At 36.6% G+C, this 23410-nt stretch carries 20 protein-coding genes, 1 tRNA gene and 1 pseudogene; 7 read left to right on the top strand and 15 right to left on the bottom strand.

The window, feature by feature from the left end:
• The first annotated feature begins 102 nt into the window (after positions 1-102).
• On the top strand, positions 103-705 hold the full coding sequence (locus SAGCYANO_RS37710) for a hypothetical protein (protein WP_202224712.1): 603 nt from the start codon (positions 103-105) through the stop codon (positions 703-705).
• A gap of 1099 nt (positions 706-1804) precedes the next feature.
• Here SAGCYANO_RS37710 and SAGCYANO_RS37705 read toward each other — a convergent pair.
• The 3 genes from SAGCYANO_RS37705 to crtR form a co-directional block, all read right to left on the bottom strand.
• Entirely contained in the window at positions 1805-2563 is a 759-nt protein-coding gene (locus SAGCYANO_RS37705) for an SDR family NAD(P)-dependent oxidoreductase (protein WP_202224711.1), read from the bottom strand.
• A 62-nt stretch (positions 2564-2625) separates the two neighbouring features.
• Positions 2626-2997: a hypothetical protein gene (locus SAGCYANO_RS37700; RefSeq protein WP_202224710.1), complete on the bottom strand. Its 372-nt coding sequence runs from the start codon at positions 2995-2997 to the stop codon at positions 2626-2628.
• A gap of 954 nt (positions 2998-3951) precedes the next feature.
• Positions 3952-4857: a beta-carotene hydroxylase gene (gene crtR / locus SAGCYANO_RS37690; protein WP_202224708.1), complete on the bottom strand. Its 906-nt coding sequence runs from the start codon at positions 4855-4857 to the stop codon at positions 3952-3954.
• A gap of 483 nt (positions 4858-5340) precedes the next feature.
• On the opposite strand from crtR, the gene pyk reads away from it, so the two are divergent.
• Together pyk and SAGCYANO_RS48545 are read left to right on the top strand one after the other, a co-directional pair.
• Complete coding sequence (pyk, locus tag SAGCYANO_RS37685; RefSeq protein WP_202224707.1) at positions 5341-7104, top strand: pyruvate kinase; 1764 nt, start codon at positions 5341-5343, stop codon at positions 7102-7104.
• An 893-nt stretch (positions 7105-7997) separates the two neighbouring features.
• On the top strand, positions 7998-8129 hold the full coding sequence (locus SAGCYANO_RS48545; RefSeq protein ID WP_255502860.1) for a hypothetical protein: 132 nt from the start codon (positions 7998-8000) through the stop codon (positions 8127-8129).
• A gap of 650 nt (positions 8130-8779) precedes the next feature.
• On the opposite strand, the gene SAGCYANO_RS37680 is transcribed toward SAGCYANO_RS48545, so the two are convergent.
• The 6 genes from SAGCYANO_RS37680 to SAGCYANO_RS37655 all read right to left on the bottom strand — a co-directional run bounded on the left by SAGCYANO_RS37680 (position 8780) and on the right by SAGCYANO_RS37655 (position 15976).
• Positions 8780-8935, bottom strand: coding sequence for a hypothetical protein (locus SAGCYANO_RS37680; protein WP_202224706.1), 156 nt, complete (start codon positions 8933-8935; stop codon positions 8780-8782).
• Between the two features lie 102 nt (positions 8936-9037).
• Positions 9038-10285, bottom strand: a complete 1248-nt coding sequence (locus SAGCYANO_RS37675; protein WP_202224705.1) for a DnaJ domain-containing protein — start codon at positions 10283-10285, stop codon at positions 9038-9040.
• A gap of 1451 nt (positions 10286-11736) precedes the next feature.
• Positions 11737-11808: transfer RNA gene (locus tag SAGCYANO_RS37670), tRNA-Gln, on the bottom strand.
• A gap of 1618 nt (positions 11809-13426) precedes the next feature.
• The gene (locus tag SAGCYANO_RS37665) at positions 13427-13570 is read right to left on the bottom strand and encodes a hypothetical protein (protein WP_202224704.1); all 144 of its coding nucleotides are present in this window, start codon (positions 13568-13570) and stop codon (positions 13427-13429) included.
• 133 nt (positions 13571-13703) lie between these two features.
• Positions 13704-15356, bottom strand: a complete 1653-nt coding sequence (locus SAGCYANO_RS37660; protein WP_237397072.1) for a dynamin family protein — start codon at positions 15354-15356, stop codon at positions 13704-13706.
• Positions 15357-15406: 50 nt separating this feature from the next.
• Entirely contained in the window at positions 15407-15976 is a 570-nt protein-coding gene (locus SAGCYANO_RS37655; RefSeq protein ID WP_202224703.1) for a DNA-binding protein, read from the bottom strand.
• A 77-nt stretch (positions 15977-16053) separates the two neighbouring features.
• On the opposite strand from SAGCYANO_RS37655, the gene SAGCYANO_RS51045 reads away from it, so the two are divergent.
• The 4 genes from SAGCYANO_RS51045 (at position 16054) to SAGCYANO_RS37635 (ending at position 18623) form a co-directional block, all read left to right on the top strand.
• Positions 16054-16245, top strand: coding sequence for a helix-turn-helix domain-containing protein (locus SAGCYANO_RS51045; protein WP_375340067.1), 192 nt, complete (start codon positions 16054-16056; stop codon positions 16243-16245).
• On the top strand, positions 16214-16477 hold the full coding sequence (locus SAGCYANO_RS37645; protein ID WP_237397071.1) for a hypothetical protein: 264 nt from the start codon (positions 16214-16216) through the stop codon (positions 16475-16477). The genes SAGCYANO_RS51045 and SAGCYANO_RS37645 overlap by 32 nt, the downstream gene beginning before the upstream one ends.
• 14 nt (positions 16478-16491) lie before the next feature.
• Positions 16492-16926 carry a transposase gene (locus SAGCYANO_RS37640; RefSeq protein WP_202224701.1) on the top strand — a complete coding sequence of 145 codons (435 nt, stop codon included), beginning with the start codon at positions 16492-16494 and terminating at the stop codon, positions 16924-16926.
• Positions 16927-18365: 1439 nt separating this feature from the next.
• On the top strand, positions 18366-18623 hold the full coding sequence (locus SAGCYANO_RS37635; RefSeq protein WP_202224700.1) for a reverse transcriptase N-terminal domain-containing protein: 258 nt from the start codon (positions 18366-18368) through the stop codon (positions 18621-18623).
• On the opposite strand, the gene SAGCYANO_RS46600 is transcribed toward SAGCYANO_RS37635, so the two are convergent.
• The 6 genes and pseudogenes from SAGCYANO_RS46600 to SAGCYANO_RS37615 form a co-directional block, all read right to left on the bottom strand.
• Complete coding sequence (locus tag SAGCYANO_RS46600) at positions 18569-18829, bottom strand: transposase family protein (protein ID WP_237397070.1); 261 nt, start codon at positions 18827-18829, stop codon at positions 18569-18571. The two genes, SAGCYANO_RS37635 and SAGCYANO_RS46600, sit on opposite strands and share 55 nt — an antisense overlap.
• A 17-nt stretch (positions 18830-18846) precedes the next feature.
• The gene (locus tag SAGCYANO_RS46595; protein ID WP_237397069.1) at positions 18847-19038 is read right to left on the bottom strand and encodes a transposase family protein; all 192 of its coding nucleotides are present in this window, start codon (positions 19036-19038) and stop codon (positions 18847-18849) included.
• Positions 19039-19133: 95 nt separating this feature from the next.
• On the bottom strand, positions 19134-19424 hold the full coding sequence (locus SAGCYANO_RS46590) for a transposase family protein (protein ID WP_237397068.1): 291 nt from the start codon (positions 19422-19424) through the stop codon (positions 19134-19136).
• Between the two features lie 467 nt (positions 19425-19891).
• A complete protein-coding gene (locus SAGCYANO_RS37625; RefSeq protein WP_202224699.1) occupies positions 19892-21970 on the bottom strand; it encodes a dynamin family protein in 2079 nt (692 codons plus the stop codon).
• A gap of 185 nt (positions 21971-22155) precedes the next feature.
• Positions 22156-22347, bottom strand: a pseudogene (locus tag SAGCYANO_RS37620) (hypothetical protein); the annotation flags it as partial.
• Between the two features lie 365 nt (positions 22348-22712).
• Positions 22713-22871 carry a hypothetical protein gene (locus SAGCYANO_RS37615; protein WP_202224697.1) on the bottom strand — a complete coding sequence of 53 codons (159 nt, stop codon included), beginning with the start codon at positions 22869-22871 and terminating at the stop codon, positions 22713-22715.
• Positions 22872-23410 lie beyond the last annotated feature (539 nt).

Below are 23410 nucleotides of genomic sequence, written 5' to 3'. Positions count from 1 at the left end.
GTTGCTTTTGTAGCTGATTAAGTAGGAAATAACAATACTGCTAATTACCTACTTCTATATTTAATAGAAGATGATGAATTATTTTTACTAAGGAATAAAATTATGAATAATCAGCCTTCCCGCTCTCAGTTTTCTGCTAATAATTCTACCCAAGTAGAATTGGATTTATTAAATTCTATAGTTCTTGATGATATTGCCTATCCTTGGAATCCTGAAGCAGCAGAATCAGATACTTATTTTGATGCTCTCGAACAGGAACTACCATTGTCTGATTTACTAACCGATCTGGAAATGACTTCCGCCTCCGAACAATTTTTAAGTCAAACCAATCTACTTTTTTCTGCGATTGATATCCAGAATTCTTTATCTGAGAAGTTTTCAGGTCTTGCTCCTAAGAATTTACTCAACAAGTTAGGCAAAATTGCTGTTAATGTTGTCGATCGGGTGAATAGTTTAGGGTCTATTCTATCTCTGTCAGACCAATTAGTACATTGTGTCAGCGAAGTTTTACCCGGTTGGGATTTGGAAGATTTGGAAGTAATGGCGCGTCCCCTAGCTTATTCTATGCGTGGTAGTCATGATGATGCAGTAGAAAATACTTTGGCAACAATTCAATCAACTTCTTGGTATGATTTGTCAGAAGTTGAACAAGCACGATTGAGTTTAGCGATCGCTCTCTATGCTATATCTAAAGCTAATAATTAATTTTTATCTCCCCAATTTAATATTTTAATAAAAAATAGCAAGCGGTTTTTAGTTTTTAATGCTCAATATTTAATTCTGAGCATGAACTGAGAACTGCTATATTTTTTTCGGTGTTGCTAGAGAGCGTGTATGATACCAATTTGATAACTGTTTGCTACAAATAGTTATATTATGTCCGGTTGAATAGTTATAAATAACGAGAGAGGAGTCAGGAGTCAGGAGTCAGGAGCAGGGGCGCCATTCGGAGCTATGCGCAAGCAAACTGCCGAAAGCTTGCGCATAACTATCGTTAACGCCCCTACAGGAGGGAAGAAAAAGAGGAAAGAAGAAGAGAAGATTTTTTCATCACGCTCTTATCCGGACATGATATTAGGCTATTTCTTAGGAGTCAACCTAGGTTAGAGCGATTTTTTTTCTTTATTTAGCGACAACTCTACTATATAAATCATCTTCATTGACTTTTCTCATTTGTCAAATTCTTAGGAAAATATTAAACATAAACAGTTATATCATGTCCGGATAATTAGGGCTTGCTGATTAAAGATCAAAGCATTGACTGATATTGGTTGTAGCATTTTTTGGTATAAAAAAGTGCGCCTGTTTTCAGCTTTTTGAGCTGCATAAAGCTAGTATTTTGGGACGATTATGGCAGAAAAATCCAGGGACAAAACTTAGCTCCTACCTCTTCGCTCATTCCCATTTCTCCTGTCTTCCCCTCCCCTCAACCGGAGGGGTTAGGGGTGGGTTGGGAGGGGTTAGGGGTGGGTTGTCTCCTGTCTCCTGTCTTCCCCTCCCCTCCACCGGAGGGGCTAGGGGTGGGTTGGGAGGGGTTAGGGGTGGGTTGTCTCCTACCTCAGCAACAAGACTTTTGAGCGCAAACCCTAATTAGTGATAAAAAAACTTTCTCATTCTCTTCTCTTTTCTTCCCTCCTGATTCCTGACTCCTGACTCCTCCGTCATTTATTTATAACTGTTCAACCGGACATGATATTACTTAATTGTTGACTCATCAGTTACCACTATGATTTCTTCCCGAATTCTGACTCCTGACTCCTAGCTTTATACTACATACCGCATTCATAATGTAGCAGATAACATTTCAACACACATAAGAAGCGCCATTAATATCAATAGTTGCTCCTGTAGCATGAGGTGCTAAACCGGATGCTAAAAAAGCTACAACGTTAGCAACATCTTCTGGCGTTGCCAGCTTACCCAAGGGAATATCGCGGGTAGCAAAATCTTCTCCCACCTGTTGAAGATAACTTTCTACTCTCTCAGTACGCACAAACCCAGGTGCAACAGCATAAGCTAAAATATTAGACTTGGCAAAACCACGGGCAATAGTACGAGTTAGCGAAATCACCCCACCTTTAGAAGCTGCATAGTGAATATGTTGGGGATCGTCTCCACGAAAAGCAGCTCGACTAGCAATATTAATAATAGTGCCACCATCACGAGTCTGAAAATGACGAATTGCTTCTCGACATAGATCGGCAACTGCAACTAAATTTACTTGCAAAGTTTGTTGCCAAGCATTGCTCCAAATATCTATTTCATCATCTACGCTAGCAGCAACAAAAATTCCAGCATTATTCACCAGAATATCAATACGACCTTGCCAGGCGATCGCTTCAACCCACAATTTTACACCAGCATTTTTTTCTGCTAAGTCTGCTTTTAATAAATAACATTTATCTTGACCAATTTGAGTGGCGATCGCTTCTGCTTCCTGTTGTTTATGACCGTAATGTAAAATAACATTAGCTCCTGCTTTAGCTAGAGTTTGCGCTGTTGCAGCACCGATGCCAGTGGATGCACCTGTAATTAATATAATTTTTCCACTTAAATTTATCATTTTTATTCTTTGTTCCTAATTATCAGATCGCCTCTATCTATCAAGTTATTTATATTCAATTTTCACAAAAAATATGAGCAAAAAAACATAGATAAAACACATAAACTTTTCCAAACAAATAACCACCAAGGATGCCACCAAGCTCCAGTTTGTACTTCCACAATATCGGATAAGCCAAATAACAAAAATGTGAATGTTGCTACTATTCTATGTAATCTAATTATACCGCTATTTTTAATCGCGGATATAGCAAAAGCACCTGAAAAAATTAACCAAATTACTGCTTCAATATAATTACCTTTTTTATAGACTTTTTCTAATATTTTCGCTTGTTCAGAAGGCGAGCTATTTTGCAGCATCAACCATAATCCTATAAATATTCCAGCTAATAAAATTAATAAAATAAATAATCTGATAATTACATTTTTGTTCATTATATTTCCTTGAAAAATAGAATAATTTTGATGTCGATCAAATTATTCTTCTAGCAGCTAAATGCCGATCAAAAAAATTGGTAGTGCTATGGTATTCTTCTGATAATATGTATTTAAAAGATATTAGTTAAGTTTCAAATTTTCTCTATTCTTGATGATTGGCTCCCAGACCTAATGGTATTTAGTGCTTGCTGAAGAAATATCAAACCATTTACTGGTAAAGGTTTTAGACTTTAATGGTCTTGAAAAAATACCTGGTTTTCAGCTCTTCATGCTCAAAAAGGAGCGTATTTTGAGCGAGAGTTGGGAAAAAAAATTCTCCCCTACTCCACTAACTCCTTAAAAAAGACTTTTTCAGCAAACCCTATTTAGAAGCCATCAATAATCATCAAAAAAATTCTGCCTATCTAAAAATTCATCTACTAGAAAAAAGGAAATAAATATCGGTAAAATTAATCACAATAACTAACAAAAATATTATTCAATTATCTGCCAAAAAATTATTGGTGAGACTTAGTTTTTTATAATGTTAATTTACCGAATAATTAATAATTAAATAATTAAATAATTATGCTTAAAAGCCTCCCCTTTCAAGGGAAAAAAATAAATTTTTTCCTTATTGGTCAATCCTCTCCCTAAAAGCTATCCCTTATAAGGAACTCCTGAAAACCTTGTGTGTAGTAGGGGAGTAGGGGAGTAGGGAGTAGGGGAGAAGGGAGAAAGAATCAATTTAGATAGGAAAAACTACTTAAGTTATCAAAAAAATCTACTTTTTAATACACTTTTTCTCTAGCAAAAATCTTTGAAAGGCTAGTACATAACTTGTTGATTGTGTCAAGTTTTATGTTAAGAAAGATGTTTATAAAGCATAGCCCTAAAAGGGAGAGGTAATTATTCATTATTCATTATTCATTATTCATTATTCATTATTCATTATCCATTATCCATTATCCCTTACTGAACCTTTTCCTGGGGTTGAACTTGCTGGTGCTTATGAAACCTAATTCCTAAAAAAATATCATACAGAAAGCTCCAAAAATTTTTTCCTTGCAATAATCCTAAAGATTGAGGGGAACCCTTAACATCTAATAATGGTTTCATAACTTCATAAGCAGGTTTGTAATTATACCAAGGTATAGAAGGCCATAAATGATGAATTAAATGATAGTTCTGTCCACAAATTAGAATATTGAGAAAGCCACTTGGATAAACTCTAGCATTGTGCCAGCGATCGCGTTCCTGAAAAGGACGATGAGGTAAATAATCAAAAAATAACCCTAGAGCTAAACCAACAACTAAAGCAGGAGAAAACCAATAATTTAAAATATAATCCACAAACCCAAAATATATGGACACACCTATAATTGTGAATACTACTAAACGGCTGAAAAACCACTCCCAGAGTTCAAACTTTCGCCAAAGTCGTCTTTTAAAAAAGAAGATTTCATGGTAGAAAAAGCGGGCTGCAATTAGCCATAAGGGGCCACCAGTAGAAACAAAATGATCTGGGTCATTTTCTGGGTCGTTAACGTGGGCATGATGCTGTAGATGTACTCTGGTAAATACTGGGAAAGCAAAACCTAACATCAAGGCACTGCCATGACCTAAAATAGCATTAACTAAGCGATCCTTATGGGCTGAGTTATGGGACGCATCGTGAATTACTGTTCCTGCCATATGTAAGGCTAGAACATTCATCAAGAAGCAACACCAGCCAGGAAAGTGCCAGTACCAGTAACCGCAAGTTGAGGAAATTATTATTCCTATAGCACTCAAAAACATGAGTAAGTTAGTATTTAAGCCTCCAGACGGGCTTAGTAACTCTCTTGGGACTGTCGTCTGCAGCCCTGCCTCTAACATTTTGATTTGCACTCCTCTATATTAATTTAGACTTTTTTATTACAATACGATATAGGCAAAACTTTGTAAAGATATATGAAATAATATTAATATAAACAAAATAATTAGAATCTTTGGTTATGGGAGAAATTAAATAAATTTAATCGCGATCCCCATAACTGATACCCCGATCCTAAAACTTAAATTAGAAAAATACAGATTGTTGCTAACTAAATAATTTTAAGAGTAAAAAGTAATTATTAATAGTTGCATTGATATTCTTTAAGTATGGTAGTCTAAGATATCAATCTCGCCTAGTAATATCGTCATAAATAAATTAGGCACTATAATAACTTTGTCCCAGAGTTAATTAACTATCTTTCTTGAATGATTAAATAAATATCATTTATTTTTTCAACATTGTATATAGCGTAATTACTATTCAGAAATAATTAAAAATCAAACATATCACTTTTAACCTATTACTATTAAAACTTTGAAATTATGCAACTGCAAAATGGCTTACGCCGAACTAAAATTGTAGCAACTATTGGCCCATCTACTACTAAGCCTGATGTACTTCGGGAGTTAATCAAAGCTGGTGCAACAACCCTAAGACTTAACTTTTCTCATGGAACCCATGAAGATCACCAACGCAGTATTCGATTAATTAGACAAACTTCTTTTGAGCTAAATCAACCTGTAGCCATCTTGCAAGACCTTCAGGGGCCAAAAATTAGATTAGGAAAATTTGAAACTGGTTCAATATCTCTAAAACGGGGCGATCCATTTATTTTAACCAGTCACTTAATGGCTGGAACTCAAGAAATGTCTTCTGTGACTTATGAACCCCTAGCAGATGAAGTGCCAGAAGGAGCCAAAATTCTCCTTGATGATGGCAAAGTAGAAATGTTGGTTGAAAAAGTAGACAAAGCAGAGAAACAACTACATTGTCGAGTTGTAGTTGGTGGTCCTCTTTCTAATAATAAAGGTGTGAATTTTCCTGGGGTTTATCTCTCAATTAAAGCACTGACAAACAAAGACCGAAAAGACTTAATGTTTGGTCTTGACCAAGGAGTAGACTGGGTAGCATTAAGTTTTGTGCGAAACCCCCAGGATGTTTTAGAGATTAAACAATTAATTGCTAATGCGGGAAAAAAGGTTCCTGTGGTAGCAAAAATTGAAAAACACGAAGCGATCGAACAAATGGAAGAAATTTTGGCTTTGTGTAATGGGGTAATGGTTGCTCGTGGTGACTTAGGAGTGGAGTTGCCAGCAGAAGAAGTGCCACTTTTGCAAAAGCGACTGATATCAACATCTAACCGAATGGGAATTCCTGTCATTACTGCTACGCAAATGTTAGATAGTATGGCGAATAACCCCCGTGCTACCCGTGCTGAAATTTCTGATGTGGCAAATGCAATTATTGATGGTACGGATGCAGTAATGTTATCTAATGAGACAGCAGTAGGTAATTATCCTGTGGAGGCGGTGGCAACAATGGCAACGATCGCTAAACGCATTGAGCAGGAAATTATTACTTGCAATGTTTCTAGTATGAATGATACAGGTCATTCAATTCCTAATGCAATTAGCCAAGCTGTGGGTCAAATTGCAGAAAAGATAGATGCTGCAGCTATTATGACTTTGACTAAGACAGGTGCAACAGCGCGAAATGTTTCTAAGTTTCGACCAAAAACTCCTATTTTGGCAGTGACTCCTCATGTAGATGTTGCTAGGCAGTTACAACTGGTTTGGGGAATAAAACCATTACTGGTGTTAGACTTAGCTTCTGCAGGTCAGACTTTTCAATCTGCAATTAGTGTTGCTCAGGAGAAGGAGTTATTATTTGATGGAGATTTAGTGGTTATGACTGCAGGTACAATTCAAGGTGTGGCGGGTTCAACCGACTTGCTTAAGGTTGAAGTGGTGACTGCAGTGTTAGGTCAAGGTACTGGTATTGGTCAGGGATATGTTAGTGGTCGCGCTCGTGTTGCTCATAGTGTAAAAGAAGTCCGAGATTTTAATCCTGGAGAAATTTTGGTAGTTAATCACACAGATGCTGAATTTGTGGAGGTAATGCAAAAAGCAGCAGGAGTAGTAACGGAGGAGGATAGTATTACCAGTCATGCTGCAATTATTGGTTTACGTTTGGGGTTGCCGGTTATTGTGGGGGTGAAGAATGCTACCAATGTGGTTCGCGATGGCACGATTTTGACTTTGGATGCTCAGAGAGGTACGGTATATTCAGGTGCTACTCGAAGATAGTTCATGTTAAAGGTGAGTGAATAGTCATCAGCTTGGTGGTAGTCCGTTGTCATGGTGATGCATTGTAATTAGAGTTTGCTGATTAAATTTCAAATAATTGCCAGATAAAGGTTTTAGCCTTTTTAGGTATTGAAAAAGTACATTATTTTCAGCTCTTCATACTCATGCATGGAGCGCATTTTTAGCGCATAGTTGGGCAAAAAAATTCTCCCCTACTCCCCTACTCCCCTTTTCCCCTCCTGGGAGGGGTTAGGGTGGGTCCCCTACTCCTTAAAAAAGACTTTTTCAGCAAACCCTAATTATTTTTGTTTCCAGACACGGTAGTGGGAGCATCTTACTCCCTCGCAGGCAGGATCCTGCACTGGGCATTGCTTGTTCTACTATGCAGAATTACCTTAAATTTTACCGAATAATTAAGGTTTAAAGCCTCTCCTTTAAAGGAGAAACAATGAATTAATTTTCCTTTGAGTCAATCCTCTTCTTTTCAAGAAGAGGTAATTCTAAATTATAAATTCTAAATTCTTGACATTGATTTTCCTTTCTACAACCTGAGCGATCGCCCTCTAAACTATACTCTCTTTGGTTGAATAAAAAGTCATGCGCATAGGCGAATCACCCCATTTAAATATTATTGTATCACAATTTGGGGGAGGATGGAACCTTATATCCTTTGACGCGCCGATTTTTTATGAGCTTAATAAAATGAAAATATGGGTAATTTTCCAGTGATACCATGTCCGCTGGGGCGCGTTTGTGTAAAATCAAGGGTGAATATCTACAGGAAATTTACGTTTTTTCAAGCTTTTAAGCCTTCTTCCCTCTTCCTTCTTCCTTCTTCCTTATCTTCACGCTTACAATACCGATGCTACCGGACATGATATGAGGAGGAATGGATGGAAAGATTTGATGAAGAAAAAAAAACTAACCGTTTAGGGGAAGTTATACAAGATGAAAAGATTTTTGGTATTGCTTCTGGGAAAAATTCCTCAATCTTTGATTGTCTCTTGGTAAGGAAGTTTAGTTGAATAAAAAGTCATGCGTATAGGCGAAAGACCCCATTTAAATATTATTGTATCACAATTTGGGGGAGGATGGAACCTTATATCCTTTGTCGTTTTTATAAGCTTCATAAAATGAAAATATGGGAAATTTTCCACCCTAGGAGGGATAGACCAAAAGATTTAATGATGGGAAAAATCTAATTATCATCTTAAAAGCAGGGGATTCAATAATGGATAATTAAGAATTACCTCTCCCTAAAAGGAAGAGGATTGAATAAAAGGAAAATTTTTTCTTGCTTCTCCAGGGCGAGTGAGAGGCTTTAAAGCTTAATTATTCGCTAAGGGAGCAAGGGAACATTTTTCAATCTTTATTCCTGCCAAAAAAAGCCTCTACTCTATTCCATTCTCGACTCGTAACTCAAAAATTTCATTGCAGACAAAGATACCATAAGGGTTCTATAATTATCCTGACTCCTGACCAAAAAATTAGGTCTCAAGTCTCCCCTTGGCTGCGCCGCGAGCTACCGCTCTACAAGGGGATGAAAAAGGGGTCGAGGGATGGCGCAATTCGGAGCGGCTCTGTCAAGAGCGGGTCCCCTCGCCATATCCAATTGACCAAGACAGTGGTCGTAGCGGAGCTTCCCGTAGTGGATTGTTTCACCTAAAATAGTGCATTAGCTTTTTTCGTCACCCCATCCCCCATCCCCCATCTCCCCATCTCCCCATTTTCTAATGCACCATTTAAGGTGTGTCAGTCCAGTAGGGTGGGATGGCGGACTGCGGAGCGGCTCTGATAAGAGCGGGTTTCCTCGCCATATCCAATCGACCAAGAAAAAATCAACTTCAATATTTTAAGCCTCTGCCTAAAGTCAGAGGTACTGATAACTGATAACTGATAACTGATAACTGATAACTGAAATGACTCCTACCCTTTAATTAATTAAAGCAAATGGCAACCCAGTCAGAAGGAACATAATAGGTAGTGTTATAGCTGATTTTTCTTCAGAAATATTAGAAATTTTTTGGCAACCACTATACATAGTTAAAATTGTATAACACAAAGCAAAAATAGCTAAAATAATACTAATTACCCAATTATTTAAAATTCCACTGACTAGCACCATCAAACCTAGAGGTAATAGTGATGCACCTGCTGTAAATAAATCTCCTGTTAAACTACCATCAGCTTTGAAAATAAGTCTGGCAAAACCACTTGTAACTGTCAAATTTACAAAGGGAATAATACCGATAATTATTAATAATAAAAGTTCTGTATGATTTGCTTGATCTAATCTCTGTAAAATCAGACTAATTCCTACTACAAAGCAAATTTCAAATATTATGCCCAATAAAACTGCTACATTAAATGCTCTTCTTTGTTCTAACTTAGTAAAAGCTGGTAATAAACCTCCTATGGGATTAGGAAGAAAAATCTTTACTGCTATCCAAGCATCCTGAAAAGTTGTCTGAAATATTTCTAGTTTTTCTAACCATGAAAAATGGCGTAAATTTTTAATAGCTTCTAGCGCTCTTTGAGAATTAGCTTTATCTCCTTGATCTGCAAAAAGTTGAGCAGCTTTTTTAAAATCAATTATTGCCAGACGATGTTCTTGCAACTCTAGATAAACTAAACCACGTTGATAATAAACATGAGCAAAATAGGGATTTATTTCTAATGCTTTGCTATAGTCTTCCATACCCGCCTGAATGTATCTTAATTTCATACGACATAGACCCCGATAATAATAAACTTCTACTAAATTTGGGTCTAAAAATAATGCCTTTGTATAATCAAGATCGGCACTCCGGTAATCTTGCAGTTTATAATTAGCAAATCCTCTGTGATACAAAACTTCTGCCCAGTTAGAGTTAATTTCTAGTGCTTTTGTGTAATCTACTATTGCACCTTGATAATCTCCAAGCTGACTTTTTGCAACTCCTTGTTTATATAGTTCTTTAGCTTCTCCTACGGTTTTATCGTATTGCGATCGCCTCAATGGATCGGAAAGAATTTCATACATTGAGTTGATTTCTTTAAATTTTTCTGCTGCATTTATATCTCCTGGATTTACATCAGGATGATACTGGCGTGCTAGGCTATGATAAGCTTTTTTAATCTGTTCTGTGGAAGCATTTTGTGATACTCCTAGAACTTCATAATAGTTACACTCTTTTTCCATCTAACCCTAGTTTCTCAAAGCACTATTTTAGGCAATTATTGCTGATTATATCATAAAATTTCAATGTTTATTGGAAGCAAGATATTTATCAATTTGCAAGAATGTCTAGATTTAATTTTTAACTTGATATCGAGGGATAAGCATTAACAACCAATATTAAAGTCTGTATAGGATAATGTCTCAAGTTTTGAAAAATGGGGTAGTGCTGTAGATGTAGTTATATTTATCAGTCAATCTCTTTTACTGTCATAAAAAAACTACAAAAATTACTACTTGTACACCACTACCAAAAATGGTGAAAGTCATAAATAAGATAAAAAATACGGGGTTGCACATTATGGAATGATACTGCAAAAAATAGGTGTTCGACTTTGACTAAAAAAACCTAATATTAATAATTATAGCAATTTTAAAATCCCAAATCCTATTCATCAAAAATCTCAAATCATTAGTCACTGTGCAACCCCAAAAATACTGTGTTTATTTACTATTCCTTCTCTACCAAGTTTCACTTACAGCACTTTTTAGGAAGGGTGGGTTCAGCAAGTCCTAATTAATAATTAATAATTAATTATTAATTATTACCTCTCCTTGAAAAGAAGAGGATTAACTAAAAGGAAAATTTTTTTCTTTTTTCCCCTTAAAAGGGGAGGCTTTAAAGCACAATTTATCGGTAAAGTTTTAAGATTAATTTTTTTTTCACTGCTCTTTACTCCCTAAAGTCCTAAAATTATGTACCTCTTCAACTCCAAAACTGCTGTAATTTTGAACATTTATTAGATCGAATAAAAACACTGAATAGATTTAATGTTAAAGCAGTTTTTCATTTTATGAGGTATAGCAGAAAAAAGAAGGAAGAGGGAAGAAGGAAGAAGGAAAAATCTGGTGTTGTCTGAGTTTTCAGCTCTCAATCTGTCCTAACCTTTACTTCAACTGCTATATATAATTTTGGAGCAATAGAGAATAGATATGAAGATTAAACTATACATCACTACTTTAAAAAGTGCTTTAATATTAAGTTAATTAGATTCAAATAAACTAATAGCCTTTAAAATACCTCTATCTCTTTAACATAAGTTAGTTTTGCCAAACTTTAAAAGCATTAAAAAAGCTAAGTAGAAAATAAATGAAAAACTAAAGAATTTCAGAAAGCTAGTTCTGAAGATTTTGTTGTTTAGTATAGCAGTCGAAGCAAAGGGCGCGGACATACTAAAAACTCAAAACTTAAACAACGCAAGATTTTTCCTTATCTGGTAGATAACTAAACGCCTTCTTCCTTATTCTGTACAAGCAAGTTAAAAGTTAATCAAACAAGGCTATAAGTAAAGCAAAAAAAGTTTATCTTGAGATATAGGACTAATATTCTATCTATATAAGATAGAAAAAAGCGAACATAGCCCCACTTTAGTTATGTTATATAGGGACAGCTTATGTTTATCATAACTTTATTACTGGGGCGGAAGGATTCGAACCTCCGAATGGCTGGACCAAAACCAGCTGCCTTACCGCTTGGCGACGCCCCAATTCGTCAACAATTACTATATTAACACTTATATCCAGGGATTTGTCAAGGATTTTTTGAATAATCTTGAAATTTTGAATTTTGAGTATTTATGGACTTAAATCAGAATTTTTCGCATCGGATGAAACAGCCCTGCACTCCTGGGAGCAGGGTTGTTTCAAAGTATTGTAGATTAAAGATGAGCGGGAGAACGATAGATTAGGGGATAGTGGAACGGTGAAATTTGCCAAAATTTGCCGATTTTGAGCGCCAATAAGCCTCCTTTTTGCTCTGAGAGAATATTTGGTTCAACGCCGCTTAAAAGCCTCCATCCCCGTGTCTGGTGTGTCTGGTGCGTCCCCGTGTCTATCGAGAATGAAACAGCCCTGGCCCTCCTGGGAGGGGTTAGGGGTAGGTTCCAGGGCAAACGCATCTTATTTTGAAGTTCTGACAGGGTAAGGATGTCAGGGTCCTAAGTATTTATACTTATCACTTTTGTAAAGCTTAACAGTACAAGTTTCCAGAATTTAGATGCGTTTGCCCTGGGGTAGGTTCCCACACTTTGCTTTTTTCAGCAAGCCCTAATTAGTCATTATATTTTGTCGCGACTGTCTTGCTTGTTAAGCGATCACTACAAAAATTGCCATATCTCACAAATTTAGGTTTATCCTTAAGTTTTAGTTTTGACATCCTCCCGACGCTGACCTGCTCATGCAGCGCGGGATTCCCATCCATCATTCAAACAGACACTCGCGCTCACAAATGACTCAGGGCGGGTTGACACCTCACTGGAAAATGCTGGCTTGCCAAGCACGCTTCCTCCGTGTCCGATAAATAATCGACCAGTGCCCCTCGGCGACTTGATTAAAAAGTGATAGTAGTCTTAACCTTGGTTTTTAGTTGAGTAACACTTGCATTTTAACAAGTTATCTGTAAAACCGCTGTTATTGATTGGTTTTCCCATCCCTCCGCTCCCCTACAGGAGAGCGCGGGTCAAGGGCCAACGTTGAGATAAATTTTAGTCTTTTAGTTTGAAAATTTTTAATTTTGTCAGGAGTTGATGACAAAAAATCGGAAAATTTCTCTGATTAACTTCACGAGGTTTCAATATTTTTAGCACTTAAGCTAGGTTTTGTGATACTCTAAATAATATTATGATCCAAGGGGTTTTTATGGATTTTTTTAAAAATAAAGCTCCAAATGCCTATAATATCGTTGTTTTTAGAGGCAAAGACTCTTCAGTTCTTTTACCATGAATGACTAATTTTCCTCGCCTAATTTTTCGGCAGATTGATAGATTGCCTATTTTGTGGTATGGAGAAGGAAAAAGTAAGAAGGAAGGACCGAAGTGGGAAAAATCTTTCGTTGCCTGAGTTTTAAGTTTTTGATACAGCAAATTCCTCGCATTAAGAAGTACAGATATTAACAATTAAATGAATGCAAGTGCGGGCATCTTGCCTGCTATGGGTGTACCTTACTATTTCTCCTTATATATAAGGTATATATAAAGTTGGTTTAACTTCCAGATTGACATCCTCCCGACGCGGCTCTCACGAGACAGCGCGGGATTCCCGCTCCATCACTGCTAGGGGCTTTCTGTTTCTTAGCACCTGCCTTCGGGGACTTACTCCCAGAAGGTCTTACAGTCGCTCCACAGACAAGCCAGCGCGGTCTTGGGGGCTTCCCCCATGAGCGACTGGCGCTGACACTGCTCCTCCCGCAGCCTTCTTGCTGGGCGTTCCCTTGCGTCTAGCCTCCTCTGGAGGAGCTAAAGCTAATATCAATTAATGAACTGTTCCCAGATCCGGTGTTCCCTAAAAATCTACAATCTCTCACAATTAAAATAAGATTGCTATATCTATATATTGATATTGAATAGAGTTGTTACCTAGATTTTCATCGAAATATTCCGATATCTCAACCAGCTAAAAACTCTAATTCTTGATTGATTTCTGCTGATAAACTATTCAATAACTGTAATTTACTTCTTAAGTTAATCGCCTCCGGTGACTGCTGACTAACAGGAACCTTAATCACTTTTTCTGCTTTTTCTTCATATTCCTCAACTGCTTTTAAAGCTACAGCACTAAAACGACTTAAATAATCTCTAGCCGCATTAGCATAAGCTTGTTTTACCTGTTGCTGATAACTGTCTAAATTTTGTGATTTATTCTGTTGATTATCGCTCAAAAAATAGGTCGCACCACCAGCAACTGCGGCACCCATCGGACCCCCTAATAACCAACCTATTCCAGTGGCGATCGCTATATTTCTTACCCCTCCTGATTTTTTAGTTTCTGATGGGGGTGGGGATGGCAAAAAAACTTTAGGAGCTTCAGGAAATGTGATAATTAATTCTGCTGGTTCTTCTTGTTGAAAAAACTCACAAGCTTTATCTATCCATTCGGTAATTTCTTGTTTATATTTCAGAGCTTCTGGTCGAAATTTTTCCGACTCCCAAATATTAAAAGTTCTTTGTTCCAAAACTATAGCCAATTCAAATTGATGGCGCTCCAAAAGTTTAGTTAAATATAGCCAACTTTGGAAGTTTGAACTGCTCCTTTGAAAACCTTGTTTAATTAACTTTTCTGCTCTTTTTTGAACCTCAAATTTTTCACTTTTCCGCTCTTGAATAGCAATTAACTCTTTAGTTACCTCCTTAGCACTAGCTTCCATAACTTGACATAACTGAGAAGCGATAACCTGTATTCTCGGCAATTGAATATCTATCTTTTTCCCATGAGTTTCAACAATATTTTGTAAAGCAGATTCAAAAGTTGCTAAACCCGTTGTTTGTGCCACAGAAACATCGCCTTTTAACCGACCCCGCAAAGCAGGCAAAGCATCAACTCGATACAAATTACTAATATTATTTGGTAGTTCTGAGCGAAAACTTTCTGCCACAAAGCCCATTCGGTTTGAGACTTCTTTCTGTTCTTCAGGTTCGAGTAAATTCATAAAATTAACCACAAAAACCACAGTCTTAATTCCTCGTTCCCCCAACCAATCTTTGAGATTTTCTCGCTCTCCTAAAGTCATCAACTTTCTGGCATCTAAAACCTGTACTACTAAATCAGCAGTCAACAGTTTTTCTTGCACCAAAATATCCTGAGTTTCCCGATCATTAGTTCCTGGTAAATCTATAAATTCTACATCTCTTTCCAGGAAAGAATGAGGAAAATAAACTTCTACTGAAGTCACATCATCTCGCATTCGGCGGTTATTATCTAAAACTGCATATTGTTTGAGAATATCCGTACCAGTTTCACAAACTTGGCTTCCATCTTTCAGATTAATTTTAGTCTGTAACTCTCTCCCATATTTTACAAAAATTGCAGCTCCAGTAGTAGGAATTAAATCGATGGGTAATGTTCGTTGACCTAATAAAGCATTTAGCAAAGTAGATTTGCCATAGTTGAATGGAGCAAAAACAGCAATTTTAAAAGAGGGGTTTGTCAGGTATTCACAGATAGAAATTACATCTTTTTTCAGTTGAGAATCTGGCTCAAGTTCGAGCATACCTAGAGCAGAATTAAAATAGCGAATTAAGTTATTAAAATTAGTTTGCAATTCTCACTTATCCTTATTTATAGCCAAACTATGTTATCTAATTAATTTTATTATTTCCTTTTTCCTCTAATTTTTGACTTTCTCTGTTTTAATTTTTTATTTTTTTGATATTTATTTTTCAATATTGCCCTCTGCTCAACCACTTCAGGAGGTGGACCATAATCTCCATCACAGAAGTATACTCGCTCTACTATATGTTCTGGTTCCACTTCAATCCACAGACGAGCACCCCCGGCTTGACTTCTATTAGGTTGATGAGGTTGATAGACGATTTGGCAAGGTCCATCAATTTTCAGGGCGTGGCAATAATATTTTTTATCTCCAACTTTCACGGCAATTGCTGGATGAGAAGTTCCATGGTCTCGGTTATAGTCAATAGTCTTTCGTAAAACATGAATAAAAGTATTACCCGAGCGTAGATTTTTGTTCCAAGTACCTTTGGGACCGCGACGACCTGGTTTAATCTCTGGCATTCCACGATGATTGAGAGGAATCTTCCACAGTCTTTTGACTTTCTGAGCACCTATAACGCGGCCTTGATTCAGTAGTGTTCGTAATCTACCTGTTGAAATATTAAGCAGGAAAGCTGCTTCTGTTGTAGTAGCTTCTGTTGTAGTCATAACTATAACGTCTGAGTTTTTAGATTTTAAATAAAGTCTAATTTATCTAATGTTGGCATTTATACCCGCACCATAATATGCAGATTTGGTGTCGTATGGGAATGCCAACCAGTGCTACAATGAAATCACTTAATGTTAGTGACAGGCCAAAAACATTGAAGTCTAGATACAAGTACCACATCTATCCAAATCATATTCAAATAACCAAATTAAATCAACTATTTGGTTGTTGTAGATATGTTTGGAATAGTACGCGATTCACATTGTAATCAACTATATTCTAACGGCCAAAAGAAACCTAGCTATGTGGAGTTAACTAAACAATTCATTACTCAAGCAAAGCTTGAATTACTTTGGTTAAAGGAAGTTGCATCTACTCCATTACAACAGTCTCTCAAGGATTTAGACCAAGCTTACAAAAACTTTTTTGATAGTTGTAAAGGTAAACGAAAAGGAGTAGGGACGCCTGCGAAGTATGCGAAGCAAACGGCCGTTTGCTGACGCATAGCTGACGAATGGCACCCTTACAACCACCTAAATTCAAGAGTAGAAAGTCAAAGCAAACTGCAAGATTTGTAGGTGCTAATTACAAAATTGGTCAAGATAAAACCTGTTTACCAAAGGTAGGTAAGATTAAAATAGTTGGTAAGCGAAAATTGCCTACTGAACCCAGTTCTCTAACAATAATCAAAGATTCAGCTAATCGCTACTTTGCCAGCTTTGTAGCAGAAATAAATCCTGAACTGTTGACTAAAACTAACAAATCAATAGGCATTGATTTAGGTATTTCAACTTTTGCAGCCTTGAGTAACGGAGATAAAATCAATGCTCCCAAACCCCTGAAAAACAACCTCAAAAAGTTAGCTAAATTCCAGCGTAAATTTGCCAAGACAGAAAAAGGCAGTAAACCTCGTGAAAAACGTAGATTAAGAATAGCTAAACTTTCCTAGGTCATGCTGCGCAAACATGGCAAAATTAAAGATATTAGAACGGATTTTCTGCACAAATTATCAACTAATTTGGTTCAAAAAATACGACACTATTGTTTTAGAAGACTTGTTTGCGTTTGCGTAGCATCCCGTAGGGAAGCAGTCCGAAGGAAATGTTTCTGGCATGGTTAAAAAGCGGTGCGACCCCGCGTCGCCGACAGGCGCAAGGGAACGCGCACCAAGAGACCGTAAGGAGCGCTAAAGCAATCAGCGACTTAGGATGGAGGGAATTTAGGACTTTAACTGAGGCTAAATGCGAGAAATATGGTAGGGAATTTAGAGTTATTTCTAGGTGGGAACCCACTTCTCATGCATTGGTGCGATTCGTTCAGTCGAAACCTAGAAATAGGGGGATGATTGGCTTGTGTTGAGTAACCGATAAGGTAGAGTTCGCACTTTTTACCTCAACAGATGACAACTAAATAACCATACTGGTGCGAGCAAGTATCAAACGAAAAATCAAGTCCAGTCCTCCAGACACAGGAGTGAAAGCACTTTCCCTCAAGGTAGCGACTAGCCATCAATCTTTGAAGCAGGGATGAAAGGGTAAAGGTAACTCAACCTAGAGTCAATGCCACCTCAGCAAGTTCCTATGGATAGAAATACAAAGATACATCCGAACCGTCTTGAGTGAAAACCAGTGAAATAGGTTGATACACGCTTGAGTCCCAAAAGGGCAAAAACTAAGGGAATCAGAGAGGTCATTTCTCAATCTGATATGTGTTTCCCGAATATAGGCGGAAAGTATCATCCTAAAGGAACAAACCAATGGTCATTTGGAACGAAGTAACCCATTTATTACTCTTAGTCAAGGTCGATTGATTAAGTAGTCAGCTAAGACGGAAAATCTACCACAGGTGTAGGTAATAGATGGGAAAGATTGAGCTCAATTGCCAACGCCTCATTGTAATGATGAGGATATGCAGACGGACTCACGGTAATACCGAATGTAAAGCTACAAGTAGCAATGTCAAGTTATGAACACGGAACCAAAGCCGATGTATGGATGGAGGGACATCAACTGGCGAAAAGCCCAAAGATGTGTCTTTAAGTTGCATTCATCGGATTTACAAAGCGTCACGTCGTGGAGATGTCAGAACAGTTCGTAGACCCTAACTAAATCGAAAGTTAAGCACATGGAACTTCTTGGTAAACCCTATGGATTCTTTAAGCAAAAGTCGAAGCTTAAAGTAGGTCAACCGAAAGGGAGACGGAATATTCAGAGGGTAAAGGAAAACAGAAAAAGCAAATGCTCTTGGTAATGCAAGAGATAAAGGTACTCTTCGAGAAGCCTTCGGCTACTAAATTTGCCTTATACCGAAAGGTAGCAGACTTCTGTATGGTCACAAACGATAAATCAGAGTAAAGAAACCAAACCGAAGTGCAAGTTGGAATCAATAATGATAACTGAACCAAAGAATGGACTCGTTGACTGGCACTCCATCAAATGGGACAAAGTTAACAAGACCGTTAGGAATCTCAGACAAAGGATTTATCGGGCAACTCAAAGCGGTGAATGGAAACAAGTGAGAAACTTACAGAAACTCATGTTACGCAGCCTCTCCAATACGCTACTGTCTGTAAAACGAGTCACTCAAGAAAATCAGGGCAAGGATACATCTGGTATAGACCGTTTGTCATCAAAATCATTCTTGTGATTACGGTAAATTTGGCTGACAGCTCCATAACGTTTAACACCCGCAAAGGCGTTTTCACATATCACCCTTGATTGGCTCAATTTCTTATTTTCCGATTTTTGTTGCTCACTTAATTGCCCTCCCTTCGGCTTTTTATGTGGGATACGGATATTTTCATACTGGTGTTGAATACCTTGAAAACCACTATCCACTTCAATTGGTATCACGACCGGTATATTTCCTATTAGCTTTTCTGAGTCATGGAACTTTTCCTGAATGTAACTTTCCTTCTCGTGCCTGAGTTAATACTAACACTTGCTTGTTTTGGTCTACTGCTGCTAGATGTTTGCGAGTATGACGTTTTTTTTCCCGAATAATTCAGTTTTTGTTTTTCTGAGTCAGTGGGTCGTTGCACTGGCCGTTCTGTGCCATCCATAATTACTCGTTCTACTCCAGGGAAACGCTCTATAAATACTTGGACACAATTAATTTGACGCTCGGGTAGTACTTTTTTTTCTCCCAGGGCAGCTTCTAATATAGGTTGTAAACGATTAACCCAATATCAATATCAAACAAGATGCTGGCCACATCAAAGGTTGGATAACATTTAAAGTAGAAGAGAATGTAGAATAATTTATCTTGAGTGGTGCGTAAACGAGCCTTACGGCCTCCTCCAACAGACCGTTGACGAGGTTTTGAGTGCAATGCTTGCTCATATATTTGATTAAAGGACTTCAACAAAGATTCAAATGCTTTATGGTTTAATCCTGTTAATGCTCTGAGTAACCTGTCTTGTTTTAAGGCTCGTTCAATATTTAGCATTTTCCTGGCCAATTTATTCTTGAATCATTTTACCTTATTTCCCAACAACTCTATTATTAATAATTAAATAATTCGCGCCTTGAAGCCTCCCCTTTTAAGGGGAAAAAGCGGTCGAGGGATGGCGTTTGCTATCGCAAAGCTGCGCTAAAAGCGGAGCGGCTCTGATAAGAGCGGTCTCCTCGCCATATCCAATCGACCAAGAGAAGAAATAATATCTCCTTATATTCAATTCCGTAGCGGTTTTAACCAGAGGTAATTATCAATTATCCATTATCCATTATCCATATCCATTAATGAACTGCTTATAATATTTTTCACTTTAATCAAACAGCTAACTTCTGCCCTCAACTCTCGAAACTCCTGCTGCCTTTAAGACAGGTTCTATGTAGTCTATTTAAATCAAAATCGCATAAATTTGTCTCGTTTGTTAAAAGCTGCTGCTTTTGTCAAATTTTGGTTTTCCCTCTTTAAATCATTGCTTCTAGAAAATCCTGATAAACAGCAGCTATTTTTTGATACTCAGATGACACATCAGCTTCTAACTGTTGAAAACGAGCTAATTCTGAATCATTATTAATTTCTTGTTCCTGTTTTTGCTTCAGCAAATTATCTAATTCCGACTTCCGAGATTTAATATCATCATCTATCCTTTCTTTTACTTCCCCTTCATAAGTATCAAAACATTCTTTAATGGCATCATAAATAGGTTGCCACTGTTCATTTGCTACTTCAGGTAAATGTTTGACCAACTCTTTTTTCGCTATTTGAACTACTTTTTTCCGTGCTTCATCTGCCTGCATTACACCCACACCTAAACCTAACAAAGCTAAACCAATAGGTCCTAAAGTTATCCCTGTAAAGAAAGTAATTGCTGTATATATTCCTCCTACAGCCAATAAATTTAGCAAGATATTTTTCCAATCAAAACCAGCTCCGGCCATGGCAATACCTGCGATATTACCCCTAGCTAATGAAAATAATCCCATAGCCCATTTTGCCCAACTAGGAGCGTTATCTTCAGTGGAAATAGAAGGGAAAGATTTAACTTTTTTTCCTGTTAATTTTTCAGTGATTTTATCTGTGACTTTTGTATAAGAAGCACCATAATGAGCAGCTCTTCGAGAAAGTTGTAAAAATGCTGCATCCATCTTATTTTCAACAGTAATAGTCCATGCTGCTAATTTATCACTAATATATTGTTCAAATCCTTTTTTTAGTTCTATTTCAAAAGCTTCTCTTTTGCCAGGGTTAATAAAATCGAGAAATTTCATATCTGGTTGATAACGCAAAAAATCTGATTCAAAAGTATGTTCCAGGTCGAGGATATAAGAACGAAAAGAATTAGCAATTTCAGTCGCTTCTCTATCTCGAACTGTTCTAATTTCTGACTGAAATTGGTCGCGAATTTCAGCAAGTTTATGAAACTCTGGTGCGACAGAATTAATCTTATTTTTTAGCTCTTCAATATTCTGTTCTAATAAAGGAGTACGACGAGCGATCGCCTCTTGTAAATGACTATCTGTTTGAGCTGCTAAAGTTTTTGCTTGCCGAAATTCTTGAGCTGCTCTTTCCTGAGTCAAAAATTTATTTAATGCACCAAAAAATTCTGGAAAACCTGTTCCTTCTAGAGAAGCTGAAGGATTTTTTAACCGCCTTCTTAATGCCAGAATTGAAGATAGCTCAAAAACTCTTTCTTGATAGATATTTTTATTTTCTTCTATACAATACTCATTGAGGTTAGCTTGAAAAACTCTTCTTAATCTTATCTCTGCTTCTTCTAATTCTTCTCGGTCATCTGGGTCAATTAAACTCTCTTGTACTTGGTCCCAAGCATTAATTAAAAAGAAGACGCTCAACCCTCTACCTTTAATATAATTTTCTAGATAGCGACGTTCTCCTAAAGTACAAGGTTGAGTTGCTCTCATCACAAATAAAATAGCATGACAATTATTGATATAACCAAGAGATAATTCATTCCTTGCTTCTGTATCATTTAAACCAGGACTATCAACAATTTCTATGCCTTTTTCTAAAATTGGTAGGGGATATTCAACCACTGCATAATCAATATCAGGAAATGCTTGTTTTTTTTCTTGTTCTAATCTTTTTGCCTCTGCTGGGTCAATTGTATAGTTTCGTTTGAAGTTCTTAAAATCTAGTGACAGAGGTTTTTTTCCATCATTAAAATGTATAGTAACTTTTTTTTCTGGTCCAAATTTTAATACAGTTAATAATGCTGTACAGGGATTAACATCGCTAGGTAAAATATTTTCACCTATTAAAGCGTTAAGAAATGTGCTTTTTCCCCGTTTCATATCTCCCAATACCATCAGACGAAAAACGCCTAGGCGGAGATTTTTGCCAGCATTTTTAATATCTTCTATTTCTCTCTCTAAACCTAATTTTCCAGAAGTATTTTTACCTTCTGATTCTGCTTTTTCTAAAGTTTCAGCTATTGTAGATAAACTAGCAGCTACTTCGGCTCGAACTTTAGCTACTCTTTCTAAATCTTGGATAAAATTTTCTGCTTCTATTTTGTGACTCATTTTGATTTGAATAAATAAGTTTTGTTTTAATTAGCATTCAGCTATCAGCTTTTAGTAGCTCTGGTTTAAATCCCCGGTTTCTATAAGCCGGAAGGTGCGTGGAGAGGTAATAGTCCCCTTCTAAACGTTTACTGCTGAGTGCTGAGTACTGAGTTTTGACTGCTTTTTTAATTTCTCCTACACTCTCAGACTAAATAATTGTAAATCAACTCAATATTACGACATTCAGATAATACATCAGCATCTAAACTTTGGAGACGCTTTACCTCTTTTTCTTGATTAATTTCACTAGACTCTTTTTGCTTAACTAAATTATCTAATTCTGGACGGCGTGATTCAATATCATCATTAATTCGCTTCATTACTTCTCGTTCATAATCTTTAAAGCATTATATTACTGTTTGATGAATCTCTTCCCATTGTGAATCTGCTAATTTTGGCAAATACTTAATCAATTCTTTTTCGTAACTTTAATCAATAATATTTCTCAGGTTCTCAGAAATCTCATAACGAGCTCTGACTACCTTTTATAAGTCAGACTCTAGTGAATGACTATTTTGGTTATTCATTGATTAATCCTTAATAACTAATTTAATTAGTATTACTTGATGAAGGGATAATTTATACTATTTATTATTTCCTGATTTTGAAATAAGTATTCTCAGCTTTTGTATAACTAGGAAACAGAAGAAAAGAGATTATTAAAAGCATCAAATTAAGCAAGGTAATGCTTTTAGAAGCTCTAGTTATCTGAATCATTTTGGCCAAATATAATTTTGTACCCTACCCAAGCTACCCCTACTACTAAAACTGCTTTACCCACCCAAAAACCAATATAAACTGCTGCTACTACTCCCACTACAATCCCTAAAAATTCACCTATCTTTAGCAGTTTTTTCAACTGAAACTTATTTGGTTTCTCTGGTGAATTGTACTTTTCAGTATTATATAAAGGAGTTTTTTTATTTATTTCAAGTTCTAGTTCTTTTAATCTAATTTGTCTTTCTCTCTCTTGGAGTTCTTTTTTCTCTGCTCTAAGTCATATTTTTTATATTTTTTTGCTTCATTTTACCTCTCCTGGTGTAACAAAAATTTCACTCAATACCAACAAAGTAGGACATTAATAGAATTAGATTTATTGACTATTAGTGATACTACAATTTTCAACACTTATATTAAATATATTATCTCTCTTTTGTAACTTTTTCAATAAAACAGTCTGAAATTTTCACTCTAACCACTGATTTATAAAGTAAATATTAAGAGGCTGAATTTATTGTTATACTTATACTATTTATCTGTAACAATGCGCTTAATAATTCTTACCAAAACCTGAATTTTACTAATAGCTGTTATCTTTTATTAAGTGCAACTTCATGGAGAAATAGTATTAGGGCTTGTTGAATTATCTTTCCGTAGTTCTCAAACTCCTAATGCCAA

Source organism: Okeania sp. KiyG1 (assembly GCF_014132355.1).
GTDB lineage: Bacteria > Cyanobacteriota > Cyanobacteriia > Cyanobacteriales > Microcoleaceae > Okeania.
The sequence above is the reverse complement of the archived record's forward strand: the minus strand, read 5'-3'. Positions and strand labels throughout refer to the sequence as shown.